The sequence below is a fragment of the Burkholderia sp. 22313 genome, assembly GCF_052045245.1.
Lineage (GTDB): Bacteria > Pseudomonadota > Gammaproteobacteria > Burkholderiales > Burkholderiaceae > Burkholderia.
Genome location: NZ_JBQEON010000031.1, coordinates 30,168 through 53,789, shown reverse-complemented (window position 1 = coordinate 53,789; position 23,622 = coordinate 30,168). Strand labels below are relative to the sequence as shown.

General features: G+C 66.9%; 19 protein-coding genes (1 of these 19 cut by a window edge). 2 read left to right on the top strand and 17 right to left on the bottom strand.

Translation table 11 applies throughout. The annotated features are described in order from the left end of the window. Positions 1-433, bottom strand: the 5' portion of a protein-coding gene (gene thpR, locus ACTJKF_RS23565) for an RNA 2',3'-cyclic phosphodiesterase (RefSeq protein ID WP_440626569.1). 113 nt of this gene lie to the left of the window's left edge; the window shows 433 of its 546 coding nt (coding positions 1-433); its start codon is at positions 431-433; its stop codon lies off the left edge, out of view. Continuing rightward, positions 430-1,920 (bottom strand): alanine/glycine:cation symporter family protein, encoded by a 1,491-nt coding sequence (locus ACTJKF_RS23560; protein WP_440626567.1) that lies wholly within the window; start codon positions 1,918-1,920, stop codon positions 430-432. Before ACTJKF_RS23560 ends, thpR begins: the two co-directional genes overlap by 4 nt. A 552-nt stretch (positions 1,921-2,472) precedes the next feature. Here ACTJKF_RS23560 and ACTJKF_RS23555 point away from each other — a divergent pair. Continuing rightward, on the top strand, positions 2,473-2,859 hold the full coding sequence (locus ACTJKF_RS23555; protein WP_440626565.1) for a hypothetical protein: 387 nt from the start codon (positions 2,473-2,475) through the stop codon (positions 2,857-2,859). A gap of 72 nt (positions 2,860-2,931) precedes the next feature. Here ACTJKF_RS23555 and ACTJKF_RS23550 read toward each other — a convergent pair whose 3' ends face one another. The 3 genes from ACTJKF_RS23550 to ACTJKF_RS23540 form a co-directional block, all read right to left on the bottom strand. Beyond that, on the bottom strand, positions 2,932-4,398 hold the full coding sequence (locus ACTJKF_RS23550) for a glutamate synthase subunit beta (RefSeq protein WP_440626563.1): 1,467 nt from the start codon (positions 4,396-4,398) through the stop codon (positions 2,932-2,934). An 85-nt stretch (positions 4,399-4,483) separates the two neighbouring features. Beyond that, positions 4,484-9,187 (bottom strand): glutamate synthase-related protein, encoded by a 4,704-nt coding sequence (locus ACTJKF_RS23545; protein WP_440626562.1) that lies wholly within the window; start codon positions 9,185-9,187, stop codon positions 4,484-4,486. 288 nt (positions 9,188-9,475) lie between these two features. Beyond that, the gene (locus ACTJKF_RS23540) at positions 9,476-10,189 is read right to left on the bottom strand and encodes a transposase (protein WP_440626560.1); all 714 of its coding nucleotides are present in this window, start codon (positions 10,187-10,189) and stop codon (positions 9,476-9,478) included. A gap of 193 nt (positions 10,190-10,382) precedes the next feature. Between ACTJKF_RS23540 and ACTJKF_RS23535 the strand changes: the two genes are divergently transcribed. Continuing rightward, complete coding sequence (locus tag ACTJKF_RS23535) at positions 10,383-11,114, top strand: OmpW/AlkL family protein (RefSeq protein ID WP_440626558.1); 732 nt, start codon at positions 10,383-10,385, stop codon at positions 11,112-11,114. Positions 11,115-11,279: 165 nt separating this feature from the next. Here the strand turns inward: ACTJKF_RS23535 and ugpQ are convergent, their stop codons facing one another. The 12 genes from ugpQ to ACTJKF_RS23475 all read right to left on the bottom strand — a co-directional run bounded on the left by ugpQ (position 11,280) and on the right by ACTJKF_RS23475 (position 23,446). Next, positions 11,280-12,044, bottom strand: coding sequence for a glycerophosphodiester phosphodiesterase (gene ugpQ, locus ACTJKF_RS23530; protein ID WP_440626556.1), 765 nt, complete (start codon positions 12,042-12,044; stop codon positions 11,280-11,282). Between the two features lie 36 nt (positions 12,045-12,080). After that, the gene (locus tag ACTJKF_RS23525) at positions 12,081-13,166 is read right to left on the bottom strand and encodes a sn-glycerol-3-phosphate import ATP-binding protein UgpC (RefSeq protein ID WP_440626554.1); all 1,086 of its coding nucleotides are present in this window, start codon (positions 13,164-13,166) and stop codon (positions 12,081-12,083) included. A 27-nt stretch (positions 13,167-13,193) separates the two neighbouring features. Continuing rightward, positions 13,194-14,039, bottom strand: a complete 846-nt coding sequence (ugpE, locus tag ACTJKF_RS23520) for a sn-glycerol-3-phosphate ABC transporter permease UgpE (RefSeq protein WP_440626552.1) — start codon at positions 14,037-14,039, stop codon at positions 13,194-13,196. After that, a complete protein-coding gene (gene ugpA, locus ACTJKF_RS23515; protein WP_440626550.1) occupies positions 14,036-14,920 on the bottom strand; it encodes a sn-glycerol-3-phosphate ABC transporter permease UgpA in 885 nt (294 codons plus the stop codon). The genes ugpE and ugpA overlap by 4 nt, the downstream gene beginning before the upstream one ends. 98 nt (positions 14,921-15,018) lie before the next feature. After that, positions 15,019-16,353 carry a sn-glycerol-3-phosphate ABC transporter substrate-binding protein UgpB gene (gene ugpB / locus ACTJKF_RS23510; protein ID WP_440626548.1) on the bottom strand — a complete coding sequence of 445 codons (1,335 nt, stop codon included), beginning with the start codon at positions 16,351-16,353 and terminating at the stop codon, positions 15,019-15,021. A gap of 90 nt (positions 16,354-16,443) precedes the next feature. Beyond that, positions 16,444-17,652 carry a deoxyguanosinetriphosphate triphosphohydrolase gene (locus tag ACTJKF_RS23505; RefSeq protein WP_440626547.1) on the bottom strand — a complete coding sequence of 403 codons (1,209 nt, stop codon included), beginning with the start codon at positions 17,650-17,652 and terminating at the stop codon, positions 16,444-16,446. A gap of 40 nt (positions 17,653-17,692) precedes the next feature. Further along, positions 17,693-18,772: a 3-dehydroquinate synthase gene (gene aroB / locus ACTJKF_RS23500; RefSeq protein ID WP_440626545.1), complete on the bottom strand. Its 1,080-nt coding sequence runs from the start codon at positions 18,770-18,772 to the stop codon at positions 17,693-17,695. Continuing rightward, entirely contained in the window at positions 18,769-19,323 is a 555-nt protein-coding gene (locus ACTJKF_RS23495; protein ID WP_440626632.1) for a shikimate kinase, read from the bottom strand. Before ACTJKF_RS23495 ends, aroB begins: the two co-directional genes overlap by 4 nt. A 40-nt stretch (positions 19,324-19,363) precedes the next feature. Next, positions 19,364-21,028 (bottom strand): type IV pilus secretin PilQ, encoded by a 1,665-nt coding sequence (locus ACTJKF_RS23490; protein WP_440626543.1) that lies wholly within the window; start codon positions 21,026-21,028, stop codon positions 19,364-19,366. After that, positions 21,025-21,894 (bottom strand): pilus assembly protein, encoded by an 870-nt coding sequence (locus ACTJKF_RS23485; RefSeq protein WP_440626541.1) that lies wholly within the window; start codon positions 21,892-21,894, stop codon positions 21,025-21,027. The genes ACTJKF_RS23490 and ACTJKF_RS23485 overlap by 4 nt, the downstream gene beginning before the upstream one ends. Next, a complete protein-coding gene (locus ACTJKF_RS23480) occupies positions 21,891-22,523 on the bottom strand; it encodes a fimbrial protein (RefSeq protein ID WP_440626630.1) in 633 nt (210 codons plus the stop codon). Before ACTJKF_RS23480 ends, ACTJKF_RS23485 begins: the two co-directional genes overlap by 4 nt. Further along, positions 22,523-23,446, bottom strand: coding sequence for a competence protein ComA (locus ACTJKF_RS23475; protein WP_440626539.1), 924 nt, complete (start codon positions 23,444-23,446; stop codon positions 22,523-22,525). Before ACTJKF_RS23475 ends, ACTJKF_RS23480 begins: the two co-directional genes overlap by 1 nt. Positions 23,447-23,622: the final 176 nt, after the last annotated feature.

The following is a 23,622-nucleotide window of genomic DNA, read 5'->3' as shown; positions in this document are numbered from 1 at the left end:
CGCCGCCGTGCGCGGGTTGTCCGTCCGCATCGCGCGGCAACCGCGCGAGTGTCACATGCGGCCGGAACGGCCGGCGGTCGGCCGGCACGTCCAGGTCGCGCAACAGGGCCGACAAGTCGGCATTCAACGCCGCACAGGCGGGATCGGGCGCGAGTTCCGCGACGATCAGCCTCGCGCGCGGCAGGCTCGGCCACCACGCGATCCGCTCGACCGGCAGCAACGGCAGCGCATGCGCGGCCGCGAGCGCCGGTAACTGCTCGGCCAGCGCGTCGCACCGTGTGCGTTCGATCGCACCGATGAATGCAAGCGTCACGTGCAGTTGCGCGGGCAGCGTGCGCCGTGCACCGCGGGTGACCGGCAACGCGTGCAGCGCGTCGCGCGATGCCGTATCGGGCATCAGCGCGACGAACGCACGCAGCCGCTCGCCGTTCATGACTCGCGCACGGTCACGCGCGCTTCGGCCATCGCTTCGGCCGAAACCGGACGCCGCGGCAGCGGGCCGTGCTCGCCCCACACGTCGGCCGGCAGCACGCGTGCGAGCTCGGGAATCGTGTTGCGCGTGAACACGGGATCGGCAACGCCCTGCGCGCGCTGGTGGCGATAGTCGCGCCACGCGGCATGCGCATACTTGCCGAGCGCGAGAATCGCGACAAGGTTGATGATCGCCATCAGCCCCATGCTCGTATCGGCCATCGCCCACACGAGCGGCAGTTGCCCGACGCTGCCGAACATCACCATCCCCAGCACCGCGATGCGGAACAGCGGCAGCACGCCGCGCCGCTTCGTGATGAACTCGACGTTGCCTTCCGCATACGCGTAGTTGCCGATCACCGACGAGTACGCGAAGAAGAAGATCGCGACGGCCATGTAGATGCCGCCCCAACCGCCGACGTGGCTCGCGATCGCGCGCTGCGTGAGCGCCGCGCCTTCCATGCCGGTGCCGAGCGCATACTGACCCGACAGCAGGATCACGAACGCGGTCGCGCTGCAGATCACGATCGTGTCGACGAACACGCCGAGCATCTGGATCAGCCCCTGCACGACCGGATGCCGCACGCTCGCGGTCGCGGCCGCGTTCGGCGCGCTGCCCATGCCGGCCTCGTTCGAGAACAGCCCGCGCTTCACGCCCATCGCGACTGCCTGACTGAGCGCATAGCCGGTCAGGCCGCCCGCCGCCTGCTCGAGCCCGAACGCGCTCTTCACGATCAGCGCGATCACGTCCGGCACCAGCGCGACGTGCGTCGCGACCGCGTAGACCGCCAGCGCGAGGTAGCCGATCGCCATCACCGGCACGATCACCTGTGCGACCGACGCGATGCGGCGAATTCCGCCGAAGATGAGCGGCGCGGTGAGCAGCACGAGGCCGAGGCCGACCGTCTCGCGGCGCCAGCCGAACGACGTGTGAAAGGCATCGGCGATCGCATTGGCCTGCACCGCGTTGAACACGAAGCCGAACGCGAGGATCAGCGACAGCGAGAACAGCACGCCGAAGCCGCGCGAGCGCAGGCCCGTCTGGATGTAGTACGCGGGGCCGCCGCGATAGCTGCCGTCCGGGTGCGATACCTTGAAGATCTGCGCGAGCGTCGCCTCGACGAACGCGGACGACATCCCGACGAGCGCCGTCATCCACATCCAGAAGATCGCGCCCGGCCCGCCGACCGTCAGCGCGACCGCGACGCCGGCGATGTTGCCGGTGCCGACGCGGCTCGCGAGCCCGGTCGCGAACGCCTGGAACGACGAAATGCTGCCCGGCTCGCCCTTGCTGCCGACCAGCCTGATGCTGAGGAACAGCGCCTTCAGCTGGATCATCCGGAACCGCAACGTGAACCACGCGCCGGCGCCGAGCAGCAGCGCGATCAGCACGTAGTTCCACAGCACGCCGTTGATGGCGTCGATCAGGCCTTGCACGAATGCTTCCATCCAGAGTCCTTGTAAATGGGATCAGTCATATGAGGTGGCCGCCCGCTTCACGGCCGAAGGGGCGACATGATATGACAATTCACAAGAAAAATTACAAAACGAAAGGATTCAGCACCACGACAAATCAAGGGCGCGCCCCTTCCCAATCAGAGTCAACACCCCTTACCTTAAGCAATCTCGCGTGACTATTGGACACATTGATCAGCCCGGCGCCGGCATGCCGAGAAAGACATCCCCGCATTTCGATTTTTTAGCGCCTGCCCGAAGGATACGCAGCGGTAGCTGATCAGCCCGCCGACCATGCCTCGGCGGCTACAAATATTTGCCGGGCGCCAACCAATACGGGTTCAACTTCGAACCAGGTCACTATGCCAACATCACTGCATTATTTGTGCATATACATTGGTCAGTCACACGGCATCTTCCAACGAATACATTCGGATCGTATGGCGATTTATCGCGTCGACACCTATTCATTCGGTACCGCCTTCAGCACCAACATCTTCAATCACGGGACAAAGGATCTCTGCTCTCGTCCACATCGAGCACCTCATGATTTCCAGAGTCAGACGCGGAGTTCTCAGGCTAGCGCTCTGGCTAGTTGTCGCAACGATCTGCGTCTACATACTGCTGTTCATTGTCGTCGCGATTTCCCGGTACGAGAGAACCGAAGGCAGCTGCCCCAACATGTCTCTCGCTACGCTGAGAAAGCAACTCCTGGTACGTCTTCTCGATGAGCACGGAATACCGCCGGACCGCATCCGGTTCGACGGTGCGCCGCAGTATCACGCATGGAAGCTGGGGGTATGGGAGTTTCCGCTACGCGTCGACGAAATCAGATACACCGCGATGATCGATTGCAACGAGCAGCTTTCAAGCTACGGGCGAACCATCGATCGGCCGCTCGACCAGACCGGACAAGCTCACGCTCGCCAATAACTGCGGAAATAAAAAAACCGGGCGCCCCTTTCGAGCGCCCGGTCGATACGCCAGCAACCTGGCGAGCGGCGCTCAGCGCGGCAGTTCCGAATGCCCCATCAGGTACGCGTCCACCGAGCGTGCGCACTGGCGGCCTTCGCGGATCGCCCAGACGACGAGCGACTGGCCGCGACGCATGTCGCCGGCCGCGAACACCTTGTCGACCGACGTGTAGTACGAACGATCGCCTTCGGTCGCCGCACGCGCATTGCCGCGCGCATCCTTCGCGACGCCGAATGCCTCGAGCACGGTGGCTGCCGGCTGCGTGAAGCCCATCGCGAGCAGCACCAGATCGGCCTTCATCTCGAACTCGGAACCCGGCACTTCCTGCATCTTGCCGTCCTTCCACTCGACGCGCACCGCGATCAGCTTCTCGACCTTGCCGTTCTTGCCTTCCAGGCGCTTCGTCGCGACCGCCCAGTCACGCTCGCAGCCTTCGTCGTGCGACGACGACGTGCGCAGCTTGATCGGCCAGTACGGCCACACGAGCGCCTTGTTTTCCTCTTCCGGCGGCTGCGGCAGCAGCTCGAACTGCGTGACCTGCTTCGCGCCGTGACGGTTCGACGTGCCAACGCAGTCCGAACCCGTATCGCCGCCGCCGATCACGATCACGTGCTTGCCCTTCGCCAGCAGCTGATCGACGAGCTTGTCCCCCGCGTTCACACGGTTCTGCTGCGGCAGGAAGTCCATCGCGAAATGCACGCCGGCGAGCTCGCGGCCCGGCACCGGCAGGTCGCGCGGCGTTTCAGAGCCACCCGCGATCACGACCGCGTCGAACGCTTCCTTCAGCTTCTCCGGCGAAATGGTTTCCTTCGCGAGGCTGCCGATCGATTCGGGCAGCGGATCCTTGCCGATGAACACGCTGGTACGGAACGTCACGCCTTCGGCTTCCATCTGGCGCATGCGGCGATCGATCAGCCACTTTTCGAGCTTGAAGTCGGGGATCCCGTAACGCAGCAGGCCGCCGATGCGATCGTTCTTCTCGAACACCGTCACGTCGTGACCGGCACGCGCGAGCTGCTGCGCGACGGCGAGGCCCGCGGGGCCCGAACCGACGACCGCGACCTTCTTGCCGGTCTTGTGCTCGGCCGGCAGCGGCTTCACCCAGCCTTCCGCCCAGGCCTTGTCGATGATCGCGTGCTCGATCGACTTGATGCCGACCGGATCGTCGTTGATCCCGAGCGTGCACGCCGCTTCGCACGGCGCCGGGCAGATGCGGCCCGTGAATTCGGGGAAGTTGTTGGTCGAATGCAGGACTTCGATCGCCTGCTGCCAGTCCTGGCGGTAAACGAGATCGTTGAAGTCCGGGATGACGTTGTTGACCGGGCAGCCGTTGTTGCAGAACGGGATGCCGCAATCCATGCAGCGCGCGCCCTGGACCTTCGCGTCCGCGTCGGTCAGCGCCGCGACGAATTCCTTGTAATGCTTCACGCGCGTAAGCGGTGCTTCGTACGCCTCGTGGCGGCGTTCGAACTCCAGAAAACCGGTTGCCTTGCCCATAAGGTGCTCTTCTGTTCGGTGTATCGGGTGGGGGAGCCGCGCGCGGCAATCATGCGCGCGCGGCATTCGCTATGTCGTTCGTCGCTCAGGCGGCCAGCACTTCCTTCGCCGCCTTCTTCGCACCGATCTCGCCCAGCGCGCGCTTGTATTCGTGCGGGAACACCTTCACGAACTGGCGGCGCGCCGCGTCCCAGTTTTCCAGCAGCGACTTCGCGCGCGGCGAACCCGTGAACTGGAAATGACGCTCGACGAGCCCCTTGAGCAGCGCTTCGTCCGTCGTGCCCGCATGCCAGAGCGCGCGGTCGACCGTACGCTCCTGCTCGGCCTGCTGCAGCACCGGCTCGAGCGCGACCATCGACTTGTTGCACTTGGCCGCGAACGTGCCTTCCGGATCGTAGATGTACGCGAGACCGCCCGACATGCCGGCCGCGAAGTTGCGCCCGGTTTCGCCGAGCACGACGACCGTGCCGCCCGTCATGTATTCGCAACCGTGGTCGCCCGTGCCTTCGACGACCGCCGTTGCGCCCGAGTTACGCACGCAGAAGCGCTCGCCCGCGACGCCGCGGAAGAACGCTTCGCCTTCGATCGCGCCGTACATCACCGTGTTGCCGCAGATGATGTTTTCCTCGGACTTGCCGCGGAAGTCGTTGGTCGGACGGATAATGATCCGGCCGCCCGACAGGCCCTTGCCGACGTAGTCGTTGCCGTCGCCGACGAGATCGAGCGTCACGCCCTTCGCGAGGAACGCGCCGAAGCTCTGGCCGGCCGTGCCCTTCAGCTGGATGTGCACCGCGTCGTCGGCCAGGCCGTCGTGGCCGTGCTTCTTCGCGATCACGCCCGACAGCATCGCGCCGACCGTCCGGTTCACGTTGCGCACCGGCTGGATGAACGACACATGCTCGCCGTTCTCGATCGCGGCCTTCGCCTTCTCGATCAGCACGTGGTCGAGCGCGCGCTCGAGGCCGTGATCCTGCACGTCGACGTGACGCGGCGCGACGTCCTCGCACTCTTCCGGCTGGTAGAAGACGCGCGAGAAGTCGAGGCCCTTCGCCTTCCAGTGCTCGATGCCCTTGCGGGTGTCGAGCAGGTCGGCACGGCCGATCAGGTCGTCGAACTTCGCGACGCCGAGCTGCGCCATGATCTCGCGCACTTCCTCGGCGACGAAGAAGAAGTAGTTCACGACGTGCTCGGGCTGGCCCTTGAACTTCGCACGCAGCACCGGATCCTGCGTCGCGACGCCGACCGGGCACGTGTTCAGGTGGCACTTGCGCATCATGATGCAGCCCTCGACGACGAGCGGCGCCGTCGCGAAGCCGAATTCGTCCGCGCCGAGCAGCGCGCCGATCACGACGTCGCGGCCCGTCTTCATCTGGCCGTCGGCCTGCACGCGGATCCGGCCGCGCAGGCGGTTCAGCACCAGCGTCTGCTGCGTTTCGGCCAGGCCGAGTTCCCACGGCGTGCCCGCATGCTTGACCGACGACAGCGGCGATGCGCCCGTGCCGCCGTCGTGGCCGGCGATCACGACGTGATCGGCCTTGGCCTTCGCGACACCGGCCGCGACCGTGCCCACGCCCACTTCCGACACGAGCTTCACCGAGATGCTCGAGCTCGGGTTCACGTTCTTCAGGTCGTGGATCAGCTGCGCCAGATCCTCGATCGAGTAGATGTCGTGGTGCGGCGGCGGCGAGATCAGGCCGACGCCCGGCACCGAGTAACGCAGCTTGCCGATGTATTCCGACACCTTGTGGCCCGGCAGCTGACCGCCTTCGCCCGGCTTCGCGCCTTGCGCCATCTTGATCTGGATCTGGTCGGCCGATGCCAGGTACTCGGCGGTGACGCCGAAGCGGCCCGACGCGACCTGCTTGATCTTCGAGCGCAGCGAATCGCCGTCCTTCAGCGGAATGTCGCTGACGATCTCGTCGCCGATCACCGACTTCAGCGTCTCGCCCGCCTTGATCGGAATGCCGCGCAGTTCGTTGCGATAACGCTTCTGGTCCTCGCCGCCTTCGCCGGTGTTCGACTTGCCGCCGATCCGGTTCATCGCGACCGCGAGCGTCGCATGCGCTTCGGTGCTGATCGAACCGAGCGACATCGCGCCCGTCGCGAAGCGCTTGACGATGTCCTTCGCCGACTCGACGTTTTCGATCGGGATCGCCTTGGTCGGCTCGACCTTGAACTCGAACAGGCCGCGGAACGTCATGTGACGCTTGGTCTGGTCGTTGATCAGGTGCGCGTATTCCTTGTACGTCTGGTACGAGTTGCTGCGCGTCGCGTGCTGCAGCTTCGCGATCGAATCCGGCGTCCACATGTGGTCTTCGCCGCGCACGCGGTACGCGTACTCGCCGCCCGCGTCGAGCATGTCGCGCAGGACCGGGTTGTCGCCGAATGCGTCGCGGTGCAGGCGAATCGCTTCTTCCGCGACTTCGAACAGGCCGATGCCGCCGACCTTCGAAGCCGTGCCCTTGAAGTACTTCTCGACGAGGTCGCTCGACAGGCCGAGTGCTTCGAAGATCTGCGCACCCGTGTACGACATGTACGTCGAGATGCCCATCTTCGACATCACCTTCTGCAGGCCCTTGCCGACCGCCTTCGTGAAGTTGTAGACGGCCTTCTCCGGCGACAGGTCGCCCGACAGGCCTTCGGCCATCTTCGCGAGCGTTTCCATCGCGAGGTACGGGTGCACGGCTTCCGCGCCGTAGCCCGCGAGCAGCGCGAAGTGGTGCGTTTCACGCGCGGAGCCCGTCTCGACGACGAGGCCCGTGCTCGTGCGCAGCCCTTGCTGGACGAGGTGCGTGTGGATCGCCGACGTGGCGAGCAGCGCCGGAATCGCGACGTGCTCGGCGTCCGTCTTGCGGTCCGACACGATCAGCATGTTGTAGCCCGACTTCACCGCGTCGACGGCTTCCGCGCACAGCGACGCGAGGCGTGCCTCGATGCCTTCCTTGCCCCATGCGACCGGATAGCAGATGTTCAGTTCGTACGCGCTGAACTTGCCGCCCGTGTACTGGTCGATCGCGCGGATCTTCGCGATGTCCTTGAAGTCGAGCACCGGCTGCGACACTTCGAGACGCATCGGCGGGTTGATGTTGTTCGTGTCGAGCAGGTTCGGCTTCGGGCCGATGAACGACACGAGCGACATCACCATGTTCTCGCGGATCGGGTCGATCGGCGGGTTCGTGACCTGCGCGAACAACTGCTTGAAGTAGTGATAGAGCGTCTTGTTCTTGTTCGACATCACCGCGAGCGGCGAATCGTTGCCCATCGAACCGACGGCTTCTTCACCCTGCTGCGCCATCGGCGCCATCAGGAACTTCAGGTCTTCCTGCGTGTAGCCGAACGCCTGCTGGCGGTCGAGCAGCGCGGCGCCCTGCGTGCGGCCGGCCGCGACTTCCTCGGCCTTCGGCTCGATTTCGTCGAGCTTGATGCGCACGGCGTCGATCCAGCTCTTGTACGGCTTCGCGTTCGCGAGGTTGTCCTTGAGCTCCTTGTCGTCGATGATGCGGCCGTGTTCCATGTCGATCAGGAACATCTTGCCCGGCTGCAGGCGCCACTTCTTGACGATCTTCGATTCGGGGATCGGCAGCGTGCCGGCTTCCGACGCCATGATGACGAGGTCGTCGTCCGTGACGATGTAGCGTGCCGGACGCAGGCCGTTACGGTCGAGCGTCGCGCCGATCTGGCGGCCGTCGGTGAACGCGATCGCGGCCGGGCCGTCCCACGGCTCCATCATCGCGGCGTGGTATTCGTAGAACGCGCGGCGGTTCTCGTCCATCAGCGTGTGCTGTTCCCAGGCTTCCGGGATCATCATCATCACCGCGTGCACGAGCGGGTAGCCGGCCATCACCAGCAGTTCGAGGCAGTTGTCGAACGATGCGGTGTCCGACTGGCCCGGGTAGATCAGCGGCCACAGCTTCGGCAGGTCGTCGGCGAGCACGTGCGACGCGATCGCGCCGGTACGCGCGTTCAGCCAGTTCACGTTGCCCTTCACGGTGTTGATCTCGCCGTTGTGCGCGATCATCCGGTACGGGTGAGCCAGCTCCCACGCCGGGAACGTGTTGGTCGAAAAGCGCTGGTGCACGAGCGCGAGCGCCGACACGACGCGCTCGTCCTGCAGGTCGCGGTAGTACACGCCGACCTGGCCCGCCAGCAGCAGCCCCTTGTAGACGACCGTGCGCGCCGACATCGACGGCACGAAGTATTCCTTGCCGTGCTTGAGCTTCAGCGCCTGGATGCGGTGGCTCGCGGTCTTGCGAATCACGTACAGCTTCCGCTCGAGCGCGTCCGTCACCATGATGTCCTTGCCGCGGCCGATGAAGATCTGGCGGATCAGCGGCTCGCTCGCCTTGACCGTCGGCGAAATCGGCATCGCATGGTCGACCGGCACGTCGCGCCAGCCGAGCACGACCTGACCCTCTGCCCGCACCGTCCGCTCGAGCTCCTGCTCGCACGCGAGACGCGATGCATTTTCCTTCGGCAGGAAGATCATCCCGACCCCGTATTCGCCGGCCGGCGGCAGCGTCACGCCCTGCTTCGACATTTCCTCGCGATAGAACGCGTCGGGAATCTGGATCAGGATGCCCGCGCCGTCGCCCATCAGCGGATCGGCGCCGACCGCGCCGCGGTGATCGAGGTTCTCGAGGATCTTCAGACCCTGCTGAATGATCTCGTGGCTCTTCTTGCCCTTGATGTGAGCGACGAAGCCGACGCCGCAGGCGTCGTGTTCGTTTTGCGGGTCGTACAGACCTTGTGCGGCGGGCACCGCGGCGAGCGGCTGCTGGTGGTCGTTCATGGGGACACCGTCGTAAAGGGGCCTCGAGGGCCGTTGAACCATTTTTTGTTGCCGTCGAACCCGCTCTCGATGGGAGGCGGCACGGCCGACAGTGGTTGGGCAAGCTTCACCCGGGCCACCGGAATTCGGAATATACGCGACGAATCAAGGGAATAGCAACAAAAACCGCTTGATCGAACCCCAATTAAAGGCATGCTCCTATCTGGTGCCATTTTATTGGGGGCGCATCAAATTGGTGCAAAAAGAAGCGGCGCCCGCAGCGCCGCCTCGTGATCCGCCTTTCCCGCGTTACTGCTGGATCGGCGGGGTATTTTCACGCACCTTTCTGGGGCGTCCGCGCGGCAGCGGCGAGACGCGGCGGTTCGCGGTTCGCGCCGCCCACTCGCGGTAATTCTCGCCGCCGAGCACCCAGCCCTTCAGCGTCGCCTGCTGGAGCTGATCGGCCTGCCGCTCGTCGAGCGGCTGTTCGCACAGCTCCTTGTACGCGCGCTGCCGGTCGAACGGCGTGTTGCCGAGCGCCCAGTAGAGCGGATGGTCGGTGATCAGGCCGTCGACCGTGAGCCCGACGTGGTGCCGGAAGCTCGACCAGCGATAGGCGTCGGCCGTCGCGACCAGCTGCGCGCGCACCGGGCTCATCTCGACCACCCGGCTCGCGAGCAGGAAATAGCGCTCGCCTTCGATCACGGTCGCGCGATAGCGGCCTTCCCACAGGGTGCCGCGGCGGGAATAACGCCGGTTGAAATGCGCGACGTAGCGGCGGCCGACCGCCTGCATCGCCTTCGGCAGGCTCGCCTCGTCGCTCGGCGTCACGAGCAGCTGCACCTGACGCGGGAGCAGCACATAGGCATGCACCGAAAGATGGTGATCGCGTGCCGCGGCCTTCAGACAATCGATGAAGAGTTCGTAGTCCTGGTCGTCGACGAACGCGGGTTGCTGATCCAGGCCGCGCAGTATCACGTGCTGCGGCTGATCGGGAACGTAGAGTCGTGCTAACCGTGCCATGCTGAATGTCCGTTTGAACGCGTTAGGAAATACCCGGAGGTCCGAAAATGCGCACCTGCGTAGAATGCCTGTCCCTGCGGGGCGCGGAAGCGTACGGTCGTGCGGATCCTAGGGAGAAAGCTCTAGCTTGCGAGCTTGTTTGGTTTTAAACGCAGTCGTCATAATGAGCACGCCTTTGATCGGAGGAGACACAATGAAACGAAAACTGGCCATCACGGGGGCCGCAGCGCTCGCATTCGCATTGGCGGGCGGTACGGCACACGCACAATCTGCAGGTGATTTCTACGTCAGCACCGGCTGGTTCCACCTGGCCCCGCAGGACAGCAGCGACCCGCTGTTCGTCTACGGCGTAGGCGGCACACCCATCAATCAATCGATTCCCAACACCGGCGCCGGCATCAGTGACGCCGATACGCTCGGGCTCGCAACGGGTTACTTCGTCACCGACCATATCTCCACCGAACTCGTCATGGGGATACCGCCGAAGTTCGACATTACCGGCAAAGGTCAGTTCGAAAAGTTCGGCGTACTGGGCCGTGCGTACCAGTGGAGCCCAGCCGTATTGCTTCGCTACCACTTCAACGACGCCAATGCGAAGTTCCGTCCGTATGTCGGCGTGGGTGCCACGTACATCTGGTTCACCGGCGCGAAAATCACCAACGGCGCGTTCGAAAACGGCGTGCTCGGTGGCCCGACCAGCGCGACCACCAGCAACCAGTGGGCGCCCGTCTTCAATGCCGGCTTCACGTACAACTTCACGAAACACTGGTTCGCGGGCCTGTCGCTGTCGTATATCCCCGTCAGCGTGACCGCGACCTTCACGACGGCCAGGCGTACCCAGGTCGGTACGCTGACCGAGACGTCGAAGGCCCACATCTCGCTCAACCCGATCGTCACGTACCTGAACGTCGGCTACCGCTTCTAAGCGTAGTCGAATATTTGGGGAATGGTTAATCCTGCTGCAATTTGTAGCGGATTTTTCCTTGAGTAACGTGCTCGCCATACGAAACGCCCCGGTCGGAATCCCGCCGGGGCGTCGTTTTTTCGCGTCAGGCACGTTCCCGTGCAGGGTTTTGCCCGATGCGTGGCGTTACGCGATGTCGTCGAGTGCCGTCGGGGCAATCAGGTCGATCCGGTCCGTACAGACCGCATCGACACCCCAGCGCACCAGTTCGCGCGCCCGGGCCAGGTCGTTGACCGTATAGACCAGGATGCGCAACCCGGCCGCCTTGATCGCGCGCACGAGCGGCTCGTCGAGTTCGTTGTGGTTCGCGTGCAACGATACGCAGCCGAGCGCGCCGATCACCTGCGCGTGCCAGTCGTCCGGCACCGCTTCGTAAAGCATTCCGCGCGGCAGCGCGGGCGCCGCCTCGCGTGCCTGTCGCAGCGCGTCGAACGAGAACGACGACAGCAGCGGCGGCACCGCCGCGCCGTGCCAGTACGCGGCTGCGTCGGCGGCCACCCGCCGCCCGGTATCGCGCTCACGGCCCGGACACGGCTTGATTTCGACGTTCGCCGCCAGCCCGTGCGCGAGGCAACGCGCCGCCGCCGCCTCGAACGTCGGCATCCGCTCGCCCGCGAAGCGCGCGTCGAACCAGGCGCCCGCGTCGAGCGCGGCCAGCGCCGCATAACGCATGCCCGCTGCCGGCCCGCTGCCGTTCGACGTACGGTCGACCGTGTCATCGTGCAGCAGGAACGTCACGTCGTCGGCGGACAGCTTCGCGTCGAACTCGACCATCCGGTGACCGCGCCGCGCGCCCTCGTCGAACGCGGCAAGCGTGTTCTCCGGCGCAAGCGTGCCGCCGCCGCGATGGGCGACGACGCGCGGATAGGGCCAGTCGGGACGGGAAGTCATCGTGAGCCTCGCAGCGGGTTCAGCAGGTTGGTCAGGTCAGCCGGCACGCTTGCCGGTGTCGGGATCGAAGAAATGCAGCCGGTGCGCAGGCAGCGCGGCGCCCAGCGCCGTGCCGCGCGCCGGGCGATCCGCGTGCGGCAAGCGCACCGCGACGTCATGATTGCCCCAGCGGCCGTGCGCCAGATTATCCGCGCCGAGCAGCTCGCACGAATCGACCGGCAGCGTCGCCTGCGCGACGCCCGGCTGCGGCGTCATGTGCTCCGGCCGCACGCCCAGCACCCAGTCGCGCCCGGTGGCGATCGCGCTGCCGATGCCCGGCGCGCCGGCGACCGGCAGCGCCGGGCCACCGCCCGCGACCGCGAACGTCGCGCCATCCTCCGACAGCCGGCCGTGCATCAGGTTCATCGCCGGCGAGCCGATGAAGCCCGCGACGAACACCGTCGCCGGCTTCTCGTACACGTCGACCGGCGCGCCGATCTGCTCCGCATAGCCGCGGTTCATCACGATCACACGCTGCGCGAGCGTCATCGCCTCGATCTGGTCGTGCGTCACGTACACGCTCGTCGTCGCGAGCCGCGCATGCAGCCGCTGGATCTCGAGCCGCATCTGCACGCGCAGCTTCGCATCGAGGTTCGACAGCGGCTCGTCGAACAGGAACACCGACGGCTCGCGCACGATCGCGCGCCCCATCGCGACGCGCTGGCGCTGGCCGCCCGACAGTTCGCGCGGGCGCCGTGCGAGCAGCGGCTCGAGTTCGAGGATCTTCGCGGCCGCAGCCACCCGCGCGTCGATCGTCGTGCGCTCGAGGCCGCGGATCTTCAGTCCGTAACCCATGTTCTGCGCGACCGTCATGTGCGGGTACAGCGCATAGTTCTGGAACACCATCGCGATGTCGCGATCCTTCGGCTCGAGTGTGTTGACGATGCGCTCGCCGATCGCGATCTCGCCGTCCGTCACCGTCTCGAGCCCCGCGATCATCCGCAGCAACGTCGATTTGCCGCAGCCCGACGGGCCGACCAGCACGATGAATTCGCCGTCGGCGATCTCCACGTCGATGCCGTGCAGCACGTGCTGCTTGCCGTCGTAGGATTTCCTGACGCCCTTCAAGCTCAGCGCAGCCATACCTGGTCCTTCTCCCGGTTACGTCCGTTATTTTTCGGAGTCGACGAGGCCGCGCACGAACCAGCGCTGCATCGCCAGCACGACGACGAGCGGCGGAATCATCCCCAGCAGCGTCGCCGCCATCACGTATTGCCATTCGGTCGCGGCGTCGCCGCTCGCGATCATCGTCTTGATGCCCACCACCGCCGTCGACAGCGAGGCTTCCGTCGTGATCAGGATCGGCCACAGATACTGGTTCCAGCCGTAGATGAACGTGATCACGAACAGTGCCGCGATGCTCGTCTTCGACAGCGGCAGCACGACGTCCCAGAAGAAGCGCAGCGGCCCCGCGCCGTCGATGCGCGCGGCATCCATCAGCTCGTCGGGCAGCGTCATGAAGAACTGGCGGAACAGGAACGTCGCGGTCGCCGACGCGATCAGCGGCAGCGTGAGCCCCGCGTAGGTGTTCGTCAGCTGCAGCGTCGACACGACCTGCACGGTCGGGAAGATCCGCACCTCGACCGGCAGCATCAGCGTGATGAAGATCAGCCAGAACGCCGTGTTGCGGAACGGGAAGCGGAAATAGACGATCGCGTACGCGGACAGGATCGACACCGCGATCTTGCCGACCGCGATCCCGAGCGCCATCACGAAGCTGTTGACGAGCAGCCGGCCGAACGGCGCCGTCGTGCCGCCGCTGCCGTGCCCCCAGATGTACGCGATGTTCTCCAGCAGGTGCGTGCTCGGCACCAGCGACAGCGGGATCGTGAACACTTCCTGCGCGTTCATCGTCGCCGCGCAGAACGCGACGTAGACGGGAAACACGATCAGCACGACGCCCGCGATCAGCACCGCGTGGCAGAACAGGTCGAAGCCCTTGCGATTTTCGATCATGCGTATTGCACCCGGCGTTCGACGAAGCGGAACTGGATCACCGTGAGCCCGACGACGATGACCATCAGCACGACCGACTGCGCGCCCGAGCTGCCTATGTCGAGCCCCTGGAAGCCCTCCGTGAAGATCTTGTAGATCAGCGTCTTCGTGCTTTGCGCGGGTCCGCCGGCGGTGGCCGCGTCGATCACCGGGAACGTGTCGAAGAACGCGTAGACGAGGTTCACGACCAGCAGGAAGAAACTCGTCGGCGACAGCAGCGGCAGCACGATGTGGAAGAAGCGCCGCACCGGGCCGGCGCCGTCGATCGCCGCCGCCTCGATCAGCGAGCGCGGAATCGCCTGCAGCCCCGCGTAGAAGAACAGGAAGTTGTAGCTCACCTGCTTCCACACCGACGCGAGCACGACCAGGAACATCGCCTGCCCGCCATTCAGCGCGTGGTTCCACACGATGCCGCCCTTCGCGAGCGCATAGGTGACGAGGCCGATGCTCGGGTTGAACAGGAACGCCCACAGCACGGCCGCGATCGTCGGCGCGACCGCGTACGGCCAGATCAGCAACGTGCGGTACACGCGCGCGCCGCGAACCACGCGATCGGCGCACGCGGCGAGCAGCAGCGACACGACGAGCCCGCTGACCGTCACGAGCGTGCTGAACACCAGCGTCGTACGGAACGAGTCGAGGTACAGCGGATCGGCGAACAGGTGCGTGAAATTCGCGAGGCCGACGAATTCGCTCGAGGTGCCGAACGCATCCTGCATCTGCGTCGACTGCCACAGCGCGACGCCGGCCGGCCACAGGAAGAACACGGCGGTGATCGCGAGCTGCGGCGCGATCAGCAGGTACGGCAGCAGGCTCGCGCCGAAACGGGAACGGGATTGCATCGCGGGTATCCGGTCAGGCGAATCGGAAAGGGAACCGTGCCGCCGGCCCGCGCGCGCATGCGCGATGCGGCGGCCGGCGGCACGAACGCGATGCGGGCTCAGCCGCCCGACTTCTCGAAGCGGCGCAGCAGCTCGTCGCCGCGCGACGCCGCCGAATCGAGCGCGTCCTTCGGCGACTTCTTCTGCGCCCAGACCTGTTCGAGCTCTTCGTCGACGACCGTGCGGATCTGCGGCATGTTGCCCAGACGCAGCCCCTTCGTGTACGGCAGCGGCGGCTTGTTCATCATCTGCTTGATCGCCGTTTCCGCGCTCGGGTTCTTCGCATAGAAGCCCTGCTGACGCGTGAGGTCGTACGCGGCCGTCGTGACCGGCAGGTAGCCCGTTTCCTGGTGCCACTTCGCGGCAACCGGCGGCGAGGCCAGGAAGGCGAGGAATTTCGCGACGCCCTTGTAGGTCGCCGCATCCTTGCCGCCCAGCACCCACAGGCTCGCGCCGCCGATGATCGCGTTCTGCGGCGCGCCCTTCACGTTCGCGTCATACGGCATCATGCCGGTGCCGTAGCTGAACTTCGCGAACTTCTGCACGTTCGCGAGCGCGCCCGACGACGTCGTCATGATCCCGCAGTCGCCGCTGTAGAACTTCGCCGATGCCTCGTCCTTGCGGCCCGCATACGTGAACGTGCCGTCCTTCTCCATCTGCTGCAGGAATGCGATGTGCGCGATCTGCTGCGGCTTGTTGAATTCGAGCACCGCATCGGCGCCGTCGAAGCCGTTGTTGCGGCTCGCGAACGGCAGCGCATGCCACGCGCTGTAGTTCTCGAGCTGGATCCAGCCCTGCCAGCCGGTCGTGAAGCCGCACGCCATCCCGGACTTGCGCAGCTTCTCGGCGTCGGCCTTCACGTCGGCCCACGTCTTCGGCGGCTGGTTCGGATCGAGCCCGGCCTTCTTGAACGCGTCCTTGTTGTAGTACAGCACCGGCGTCGAGCTGTTGAACGGCATCGACACCAGATGGCCCGTCTTCGCGTCGCTGTAGTAGCTGGCGATAGTCGGCACGAACGCCTTTTCGTCGAGCGGCACGCCGGCCTGCTTGAACACGTCGTAGACCGGCACGACGGCCTTCTTCGCCTGCATCATCGTCGCGGTGCCGACTTCATAGACCTGGAGGATCGCCGGTGCGTTGCCGCTGCGATAGGCGGCGATGCCGGCCGCAAGCGCCTGATCGTAGGTGCCCTTGAAGACCGGCACGATCTTGTAGTCGCTCTGCGAGGCATTGAACTGCGCGGCGATCTCGTTCACCCGCTCGCCGAGCGCCGACTCCATCGCATGCCAGAACTGGATCTCCGTCACGGCGAACGCCGCATGCTGCACCCCGAACATCAGCGCGCCGCCAAGCGCGATCGAGCGAACCATGGTCCCCGCAGGCTTCTTCTTCATCGACCTCTCTCCTATGAAAACGTTACCAACAGCGTGTGCAACATTCCCGTCGCCATTGAACCGGCGAAGTCTAGTGATCGTTTGTGACAGTCAGTTGTCGTTGATGACGAACAGGCGCTGATATTCCTTCAACGCGAAGCGGTCGGTCATGCCGGCGATGTAGTGCGCGACGAGGCGCGGCTGGTGCGCTTCGTCGTCCGACTGGTACGGCGGCGGCAGCAGGCGCGGATCGTCGATGAACGCGTCGAACAGCCCGGTGACGACGCGCTGCGCCTTGTTCGCCATGCGCATCACCTTGTAGTGGCGGTACAGGTTCTTGAACAGGAAACGCTTGAGCGCGGCCGCCTGCGCGGCGATCGCCTCGCTGTGCGCGACAAGCGGCGGCGCCGCGCGCACGTCGTCGAGCGACGCGGGCGCGACACGCGCGAGATTGCGCGTGGTTTCGTCGATCAGGTCGACGATCAGCGTGTTGATGATGCGGCGCACCGTCTCGTGCACGAGGCGGCGGCCTTCGAGATGCGGGAATTCGGCGAGCGCGGCATCGTAGTGGCGCTGCCACAGCTCGACTTCGGCGAGCTGCTCGATCGTGATCAGGCCGGAGCGCAGGCCGTCGTCGACGTCATGGTTGTTGTACGCGATTTCGTCCGCGATGTTCGCGAGCTGCGCTTCCAGCGACGGCTGGCGCCCTTGCAGGAAGCGCTCGCCGAGCGCACCGAGCTTGCGTGCGTTCTCGCGCGAGCAGTGCTTGAGGATGCCTTCGCGCGTCTCGAAGCACAGGTTCAGGCCGTTGAACGCGCCGTAGTGCTCCTCGAGTTCATCCACGACGGCCAGGCTCTGCAGGTTGTGCTCGAAGCCGCCGTGCTCGCGCATGCACGCATTCAATGCGTCCTGCCCGGCATGGCCGAACGGCGTATGGCCGAGATCGTGCGCGAGCGAGATCGCCTCGACGAGATCCTCGTTCAGGCGCAGGTTGCGCGCGACCGACCGCGCGATCTGCGCGACTTCGAGACTGTGCGTGAGGCGGGTGCGGAACAGGTCGCCTTCGTGATTGACGAAGACTTGCGTCTTGTATTCGAGCCGGCGAAATGCGGTCGAATGAACGATGCGGTCGCGGTCACGCTGGAATTCGGTGCGCGCCGCCGGCGGCGTTTCCTGGTGGCGGCGGCCGCGCGACTGCGATGCGTGGGCGGCATACGGAGCGAGATGGGCTTCCAGCGCCGCCAGCGTCGGCGGCTCGGCCAGCGCCGTGACGGATGTGCGGCCGGCTTCGGGAAATTTGCTGCTGGATGTCTCGCTCACGTCTGCTCCATGTCAGGGGCGCCGGGGCATCCGGGCGCCGTTACCGGGTTGTCTGCGCCAGGGTAGCGAACACGGCCTCGTCGGGCGCCTGCGTGATCAGCGTATCGCCGAATCGCTTCAGCAGGATGAACTTGATCGCACCGGCTTCGGCCTTCTTGTCGACGCGCATCAGGTCCATGTAGCGCGCATCGCCGAGCGCCGGCCCGCGGACCGGCAGGTGCGCGGCGGCAATCACCGCATCCAGCCGCTGCCGCGACGCTTCGTCGAGAAGGCCGAGGCGCACCGACAGGTCGCCCGCCATCACCATCCCGCAGCCGACCGCTTCGCCGTGCAGCCACTCGCCGTAGCCGAGCCCGGCCTCGATCGCATGGCCGAACGTATGGCCGAAGTTCAGGATCGCGCGCAGGCCGCCTTCGCGTTCGTCGGCCGCGACCACGCTTGCCTTGATCTCGCACGAGCGCTTCACTGCATGCGCGAGCGCAGCCGGGTCGCGGCGATTCAGCGCGTCGACGTTCGCCTCGATCCAGTCGAAGAACGCCGCATCGGCGATCGCCCCCGTCTTGATGACTTCGGCGACACCGGCCGCCAGCTCGCGATCGGGCAGTGTGGTCAGCGCGCCGATATCGGCGATCACGGCCTGCGGCTGGTAGAACGCGCCGATCATGTTCTTGCCGAGCGGGTGATTGATGCCCGTCTTGCCGCCGACCGACGAATCGACCTGCGACAGCAGCGTCGTCGGTACCTGGATGAACGGCACGCCGCGCATGTAGCACGCGGCGGCGAAGCCGGTCATGTCGCCGATCACGCCGCCGCCGAGGGCGACGAGCGTCGTCTTGCGATCGGCGCGCTCGGTCAGCAGGCCGTCGAAGATCAGGTTCAGCGTTTCCCAGTTCTTGTAGGCCTCGCCGTCCGGCAGCACGACGGTCGACACGCGCTTGCCGAGCGGCGCGAGCGCCGCGCGTAGCGCATCGCCGTAGAGCGGATCGACGGTCGTGTTCGTGACGATCGTGACCGACGAACCGGTGATGTGAGGGGCGAACAGCTCAGTGCGGCCGATCAGGCCGGCACCAATGTGAATCGGGTAGGCGCGGTCGCCCAGATCGACGTTGACGGTAATCATGCTTGTAGCGGCTTGGCGATGACGCCTGCGAGTTCGAGTTGCATCAGCACCATGTTGACGAGGCCGTTGACCGATGGACGGCCGGTCTCGATGATGAAGTCCGCGCATTCACGGTACAGCGGATCGCGCGCCTCATAAAGCGCTTCGAGGCGCGCCTTCGGATCGTCGGTCTGCAACAGCGGGCGGTTCTTGTCCTTGCGGGTGCGCAGCCACAGATCGTGCGGATTGGCGCGCAGATAGATGACGATGCCGTTGCCTTTCAGGCAATCGCGGTTTTCGGGGCGCAGCACCGCGCCGCCGCCCGTCGCGAGCACGATGCTCTCGCGCTGCGTGAGTTCGGCGATCACCTGCGATTCGCGGTCGCGAAATCCGGCCTCGCCCTCCATCTCGAAGATCACCGGGATGCGCGCACCCGTGCGGGCCTCGATTTCGTGGTCGGAGTCGAAGAACGTCCTGTCGAGCCGGCGCGCGACCGCACGGCCCACGGTGGTCTTACCCGCTCCCATAAGGCCGACGAAAAATACGTTTGCATGTGGGTCCCGCGCTTGCAACGGCTTCCTCTGCTTGAATCTTGCTGGTGTGTGGCGCAGCTTACTGGCAAAGCAGCTGCCTTGTCGAGCCTGCGCCACCGGCTTCCGGCCCCGTTTCTCCCGCATCCGCGTCGCTCGCGCCGGCCGTCCCGCAACGCGCGCCGACAACCGTCGGCGTGATGAAGACGACCAGTTCGCTGCGCTGATCGCGCCGCGCGCGGTGCCGGAAAAGCGCGCCGAGTACGGGTATTTTGCCCAAGAGCGGCACGCGCGTCACATCGTCCCGGTTCAACTGCTCGTAAATCCCGCCGATCGCGACCGTCCCGCCGTCCTCGACCTCGACGCGCGTCTGGACGTGTTTCGTATGAATCGCGGGCCCGGCCGCGGTCGGCTCGCCGATGCTGTCCTTCGTCACGTCCAGGTCGAGCACGACGCGCCCGTCCGGCGTGATCTGCGGTTCGACCTCGAGCTTCAGCGTCGCGCGCCGGAACTGCACCCCGCTCACGCCGTTGCCGACCTTCGCCTGGTACGGTAATTCCGAGCCCTGTTCGACGATCGCCTTCACACGGTCGGCCGTCACCACGCGCGGGCTGGAGACGATCTGGCCCCGCCCTTGCGCCTCGAGCGCGCTCAACTCGACGTCGAGCACGCGGCTCAGCGGTGCGGCGAACAGCGTGAAGCCGGCCGTCGCCGCCTCGAAGCCGCCGAGCGGTCGCGCGGCCAGGTCGAGCGCATTGCGCGTGTCGGGCGCGGATGCCGCGCCGTCGGCGGCAGGCGGCCGTCCCTGCGCGCGCAGCGCGACACGTGCGCCGAGGTTGCGCGAAAAGCCCTGCTCGCCTTCGACGATGCGCGCCTCGATGCGTACCTGCCGCGACGGCCGGTCGATCGCGTCGATCAGGCTCGCGATCTGCGCGATGCGCGGCGCAAGGTCGGTGACGAACAGCAGGTTCGTGCGCGGGTCGGCCGCCGCGGCGCCGCGTTTCGACAGCAGGCGCTGGCCGGTGGCCCCGGCCAGCAGCCGCTGCACGTCCTGCGCCCGCGCGTAATGCAGCGCGAAGGTCCGGCTCGCAAGCGGCTCCAGCTCGGCGGCGCGCGCGTGTGTTTCGAAGCGCTCGCGCTCGCGCGCGGCCAGCTCGGCCGCCGGCGTGACCCAGATCACGTTGCCGCGCCGCGACATCGCGAGCCCGTGCGTGTCGAGCAGCGTATCGAACGCATCGCGCCAGCGGACATTGTTCAGACGTAATGACACGGTGCCGCGCACCTGCTCGCCGACGATGATGTTGAGTCCGGTGAATCGCGCGAGCGCGTCGAACGCGGCCGCGAGCCCGGCGCCTTGCAGATTCAGCGAGATCCGCCGCGTGTCGTCCGCATCGCCGGGGTGCCGGGCTGCGGCGTCGTTCATGCGCGTCGGCGGCGGCAGCGGAATCGGCGGCCCTTCCAGCACCGGCGCGGGCGCGGGTGCGGGCGCGGAAGTTTCCGCCTGAAGCGCCGCGCGCGCCGCCTGGCCGAACGGCGGGGCATCCGCCTGCTGCGGCGCACCGCCACCCGCGGCATCGAGCATGTCCTGCGGCAGCGGCATGCCCTCGGCGTGCGCCTGCATCGACACGACCGGCCAGCCGGCCGGCGGTAAAGGGGGCAGAAGAGATGGCGGTGGCAGCGCCGCGTGCGCCGCCGCCACACACGATCCGATCCAGAATGCGATCGCCCTGCATCGGTACTTCATCATGAGCGACCTCCGTCGTCCACGACGAACCGGCGCGCGCCGTCGGCCGTCGCGAGCGTCACGGCCCCGGCATCGACTCGCATCACGCGCGATGCCCCAAGCGCCTCGCCCGGCGCGACGGCCGCGAACACACCATCACCGGTGTCGAACAGCGCAAGCGCGGCACGAGCGTCGCGAATCGTGCCGGCCAGGCGCAGCGCCGGGGCGTCGAACACGATCGGCGAATCAGCGCCGCCGAATGGGTCGCCAGCCGATGCGCCGGCCAGTACTCGCCCCGCACCATCCGGCGCTCGGGCCGCCGCCAGCACCGGGAACACGTCGACCGTCATGTCCACTCGCGACGCAGGCGTTTTCCGTTCGATCTGCAACACCGACGGCACCACCAGCACGCGGAAATCCGCCAATTCGCCCATCAGGCGCAACAGAGCCGGGAAACCGCCATCCGCGACGATCCGTACCGTGCGTCGGCCGTCCGGCGCCGCATCGTCCGCGCGCCGCGGTTCGATCGATACGATCTGCAATCCGCTCGCCCCCACCAGGTCAGCCAGCTCAAGCATCAGCGCGGGCCATGTCGGCGCACGCGGCGCGCCGCGGTCGGGCACGGCAGCCGGCTCGACGTCGCGCCGCTGCGTGCCGGCTGCGACCATCCGCTCTGCATCAGCGGCTCGCCCCTGGGCGGTTGCCAACAACACGCGGCTGCGGGCGAGTCCGCTCCAGTCGGCCGCATCCGTCAGATGAATGCCGCCCGCCATCGCGGACGCAAATGCCAGCACGCAACCCACCGCGTGCGCCGCGGCCGGCGACACCCGCGTCGCCCGGCTGAGCCACCCGGCGCGGCCCGGCATGGGTCGGTGCACGATCGCCGTCATGCGCCGCCTCCCGCCGCCTTCTGCCGCGATGGCGCGTCGTGCCAGCGTACCTGCACGGAGAACCGGAACGGTGCGTCCGCACCCGTGACCGGCATGGCCGAAGCCGGTGCCAGCGCATCGATATCGAATCGCCAGTCGCGCTGTTCGGCCGCGATGCGGGTGAGCCATCGCGCGGCCGCCCGGTAACTCGTGGCGCGCGCGTCGAGCACGGCGCCGGACGATGTCGTACGCAATGCGTCGAGCCGAACGGTATCGTCGCGTGCCTGCGCCAGCGCCGCGAGCAGCCCGACGACTCGCCGGTAAGGCGCAGCAAGCACGGCTGCCCGCGCATCGCGTTGCGCGAGATCGGCGGCCACGCCGGCGATGCGCCGGGCGGCCTCCACCTGCGGCTGCAATTGCCGCAGCCGCACCTCCACCCGCGTCCGCTCGGCATCCACTTGCCATCGCCACGCGGTCGCCACCCCGGTCCAAAGGCCAGCCGCGAATACCCCGAGCAGGATCGCCGCCCCGCACTGGCTGGCGCGGCGGCGCCGCAACGCTTGCGCCAGCCGCTCTCGGTACGGCAACAGATTGAATCCGCCGAGCGCGGGAGGGCTGGCGGCAACCCGCCCGAGCCCCGTAGCGGCCATCACTCCCACACCCCGCGCAACGCCAGCCCGATTGCCAGCGCAAACGCCGGCCCGTCCGGCGCGCCGGTGCGTTCGCCCGGCACGCCGTCCCATCCGGTGCAGTCGAACGGCACCGCGGCCACGCCGAGCGCATCGCCGATATCGGCGACCGACGTGCCGCAGCGAGCGATGCAGCGCGCATCGCCGGCCACGAGCACGCAGCGCACCGACTCGATCACGCACTGACGCAATGCATCGGCAAATGCCGCCTGCATGTCGCCGAACACCGCGAACACCGGCGCGGCGACCGCGCCGTCGACCCGCCAGCCGTGCACCCCCGTGTCGCCAAACCAGAATGCGGCGTACGGGCCATGCGCGTCGAGCTCGAACCGCGCGGCATAGCGCAACGCGCGCAGCGCGGCGGCCGACTCGCCGTCGACGGCCGTCAGGTCGACGCCGGCCTGCGCGGCCACGTCGATCCGCCGTTCGAGCAACGCCTGCGGCGCCACGGCGACCGCAACCTCGTCCGAGCGCACGCCGCCGTCCTGTCGCCAGTCGAATGCGAGGCTCTCCGGCGCGAGCCCCGAGATGCGCTCGGCCGCCTGCCGGGCGGCGTGCGCAACATCGTCGCGCCCGGCCAGATCGAGCGTGGCGGTGCGCATTTCGTCGTCGCGCAGTGCCATCACGCCGCGCGTGTCGCAACGCACGCCCGCCGCCGCCAGCCGCGAGACGGCCGCCGCCAATGCGCGCGCAACCGCGGCCCAGCGTGCGTGCTCCGGCCCGCCCGCCAGTCCGACCGGCTCCCGCTCGAGCCCTTCGACGCGCACCTCCGCGACCCGGCCGCGCCGACTCAGCACGGCCACCCTCACCTCGTCCGCCCCGACGTCGATTCCCGTCGAACGGTGCCTCCCCGGCGCGAACCGCGCCGCCCATCGTCCAGCCATCCCAGCCTCCCGCGATCGTTGCGGCCCACGCCGCGTTTCCGAGGCCTGATTCTGCAGAGCGGCGCGTGCGCCCGACAGTCAGCCGGACGGCCAGTTGTCACGCGGCGCGGCCGCGCGGACACTATGCGGACGACACCGCGATCCGCCGCTTGCCGGCGGGCGCCGCCCGCGTCAGG

What these genes read in the sequence shown, in the direction of transcription:
- ACTJKF_RS23545 (WP_440626562.1), bottom strand. Translation starts at nt 9,187, where the DNA reads ATGAACGACCACCAGCAGCCGCTCGCCGCGGTGCCCGCCGCACAAGGT.
- ACTJKF_RS23485 (WP_440626541.1), bottom strand. Translation starts at nt 21,894, where the DNA reads ATGACGGCGATCGTGCACCGACCCATGCCGGGCCGCGCCGGGTGGCTC.
- ugpQ (WP_440626556.1), bottom strand. Translation starts at nt 12,044, where the DNA reads ATGACTTCCCGTCCCGACTGGCCCTATCCGCGCGTCGTCGCCCATCGC.
- ACTJKF_RS23560 (WP_440626567.1), bottom strand. Translation starts at nt 1,920, where the DNA reads ATGGAAGCATTCGTGCAAGGCCTGATCGACGCCATCAACGGCGTGCTG.
- ugpB (WP_440626548.1), bottom strand. Translation starts at nt 16,353, where the DNA reads ATGAAGAAGAAGCCTGCGGGGACCATGGTTCGCTCGATCGCGCTTGGC.
- ugpE (WP_440626552.1), bottom strand. Translation starts at nt 14,039, where the DNA reads ATGATCGAAAATCGCAAGGGCTTCGACCTGTTCTGCCACGCGGTGCTG.
- ugpA (WP_440626550.1), bottom strand. Translation starts at nt 14,920, where the DNA reads ATGCAATCCCGTTCCCGTTTCGGCGCGAGCCTGCTGCCGTACCTGCTG.
- ACTJKF_RS23525 (WP_440626554.1), bottom strand. Translation starts at nt 13,166, where the DNA reads ATGGCTGCGCTGAGCTTGAAGGGCGTCAGGAAATCCTACGACGGCAAG.
- ACTJKF_RS23475 (WP_440626539.1), bottom strand. Translation starts at nt 23,446, where the DNA reads ATGGCTGGACGATGGGCGGCGCGGTTCGCGCCGGGGAGGCACCGTTCG.
- ACTJKF_RS23535 (WP_440626558.1), top strand. Translation starts at nt 10,383, where the DNA reads ATGAAACGAAAACTGGCCATCACGGGGGCCGCAGCGCTCGCATTCGCA.
- ACTJKF_RS23480 (WP_440626630.1), bottom strand. Translation starts at nt 22,523, where the DNA reads ATGGCCGCTACGGGGCTCGGGCGGGTTGCCGCCAGCCCTCCCGCGCTC.
- ACTJKF_RS23490 (WP_440626543.1), bottom strand. Translation starts at nt 21,028, where the DNA reads ATGATGAAGTACCGATGCAGGGCGATCGCATTCTGGATCGGATCGTGT.
- ACTJKF_RS23550 (WP_440626563.1), bottom strand. Translation starts at nt 4,398, where the DNA reads ATGGGCAAGGCAACCGGTTTTCTGGAGTTCGAACGCCGCCACGAGGCG.
- ACTJKF_RS23555 (WP_440626565.1), top strand. Translation starts at nt 2,473, where the DNA reads ATGATTTCCAGAGTCAGACGCGGAGTTCTCAGGCTAGCGCTCTGGCTA.
- aroB (WP_440626545.1), bottom strand. Translation starts at nt 18,772, where the DNA reads ATGATTACCGTCAACGTCGATCTGGGCGACCGCGCCTACCCGATTCAC.
- ACTJKF_RS23540 (WP_440626560.1), bottom strand. Translation starts at nt 10,189, where the DNA reads ATGGCACGGTTAGCACGACTCTACGTTCCCGATCAGCCGCAGCACGTG.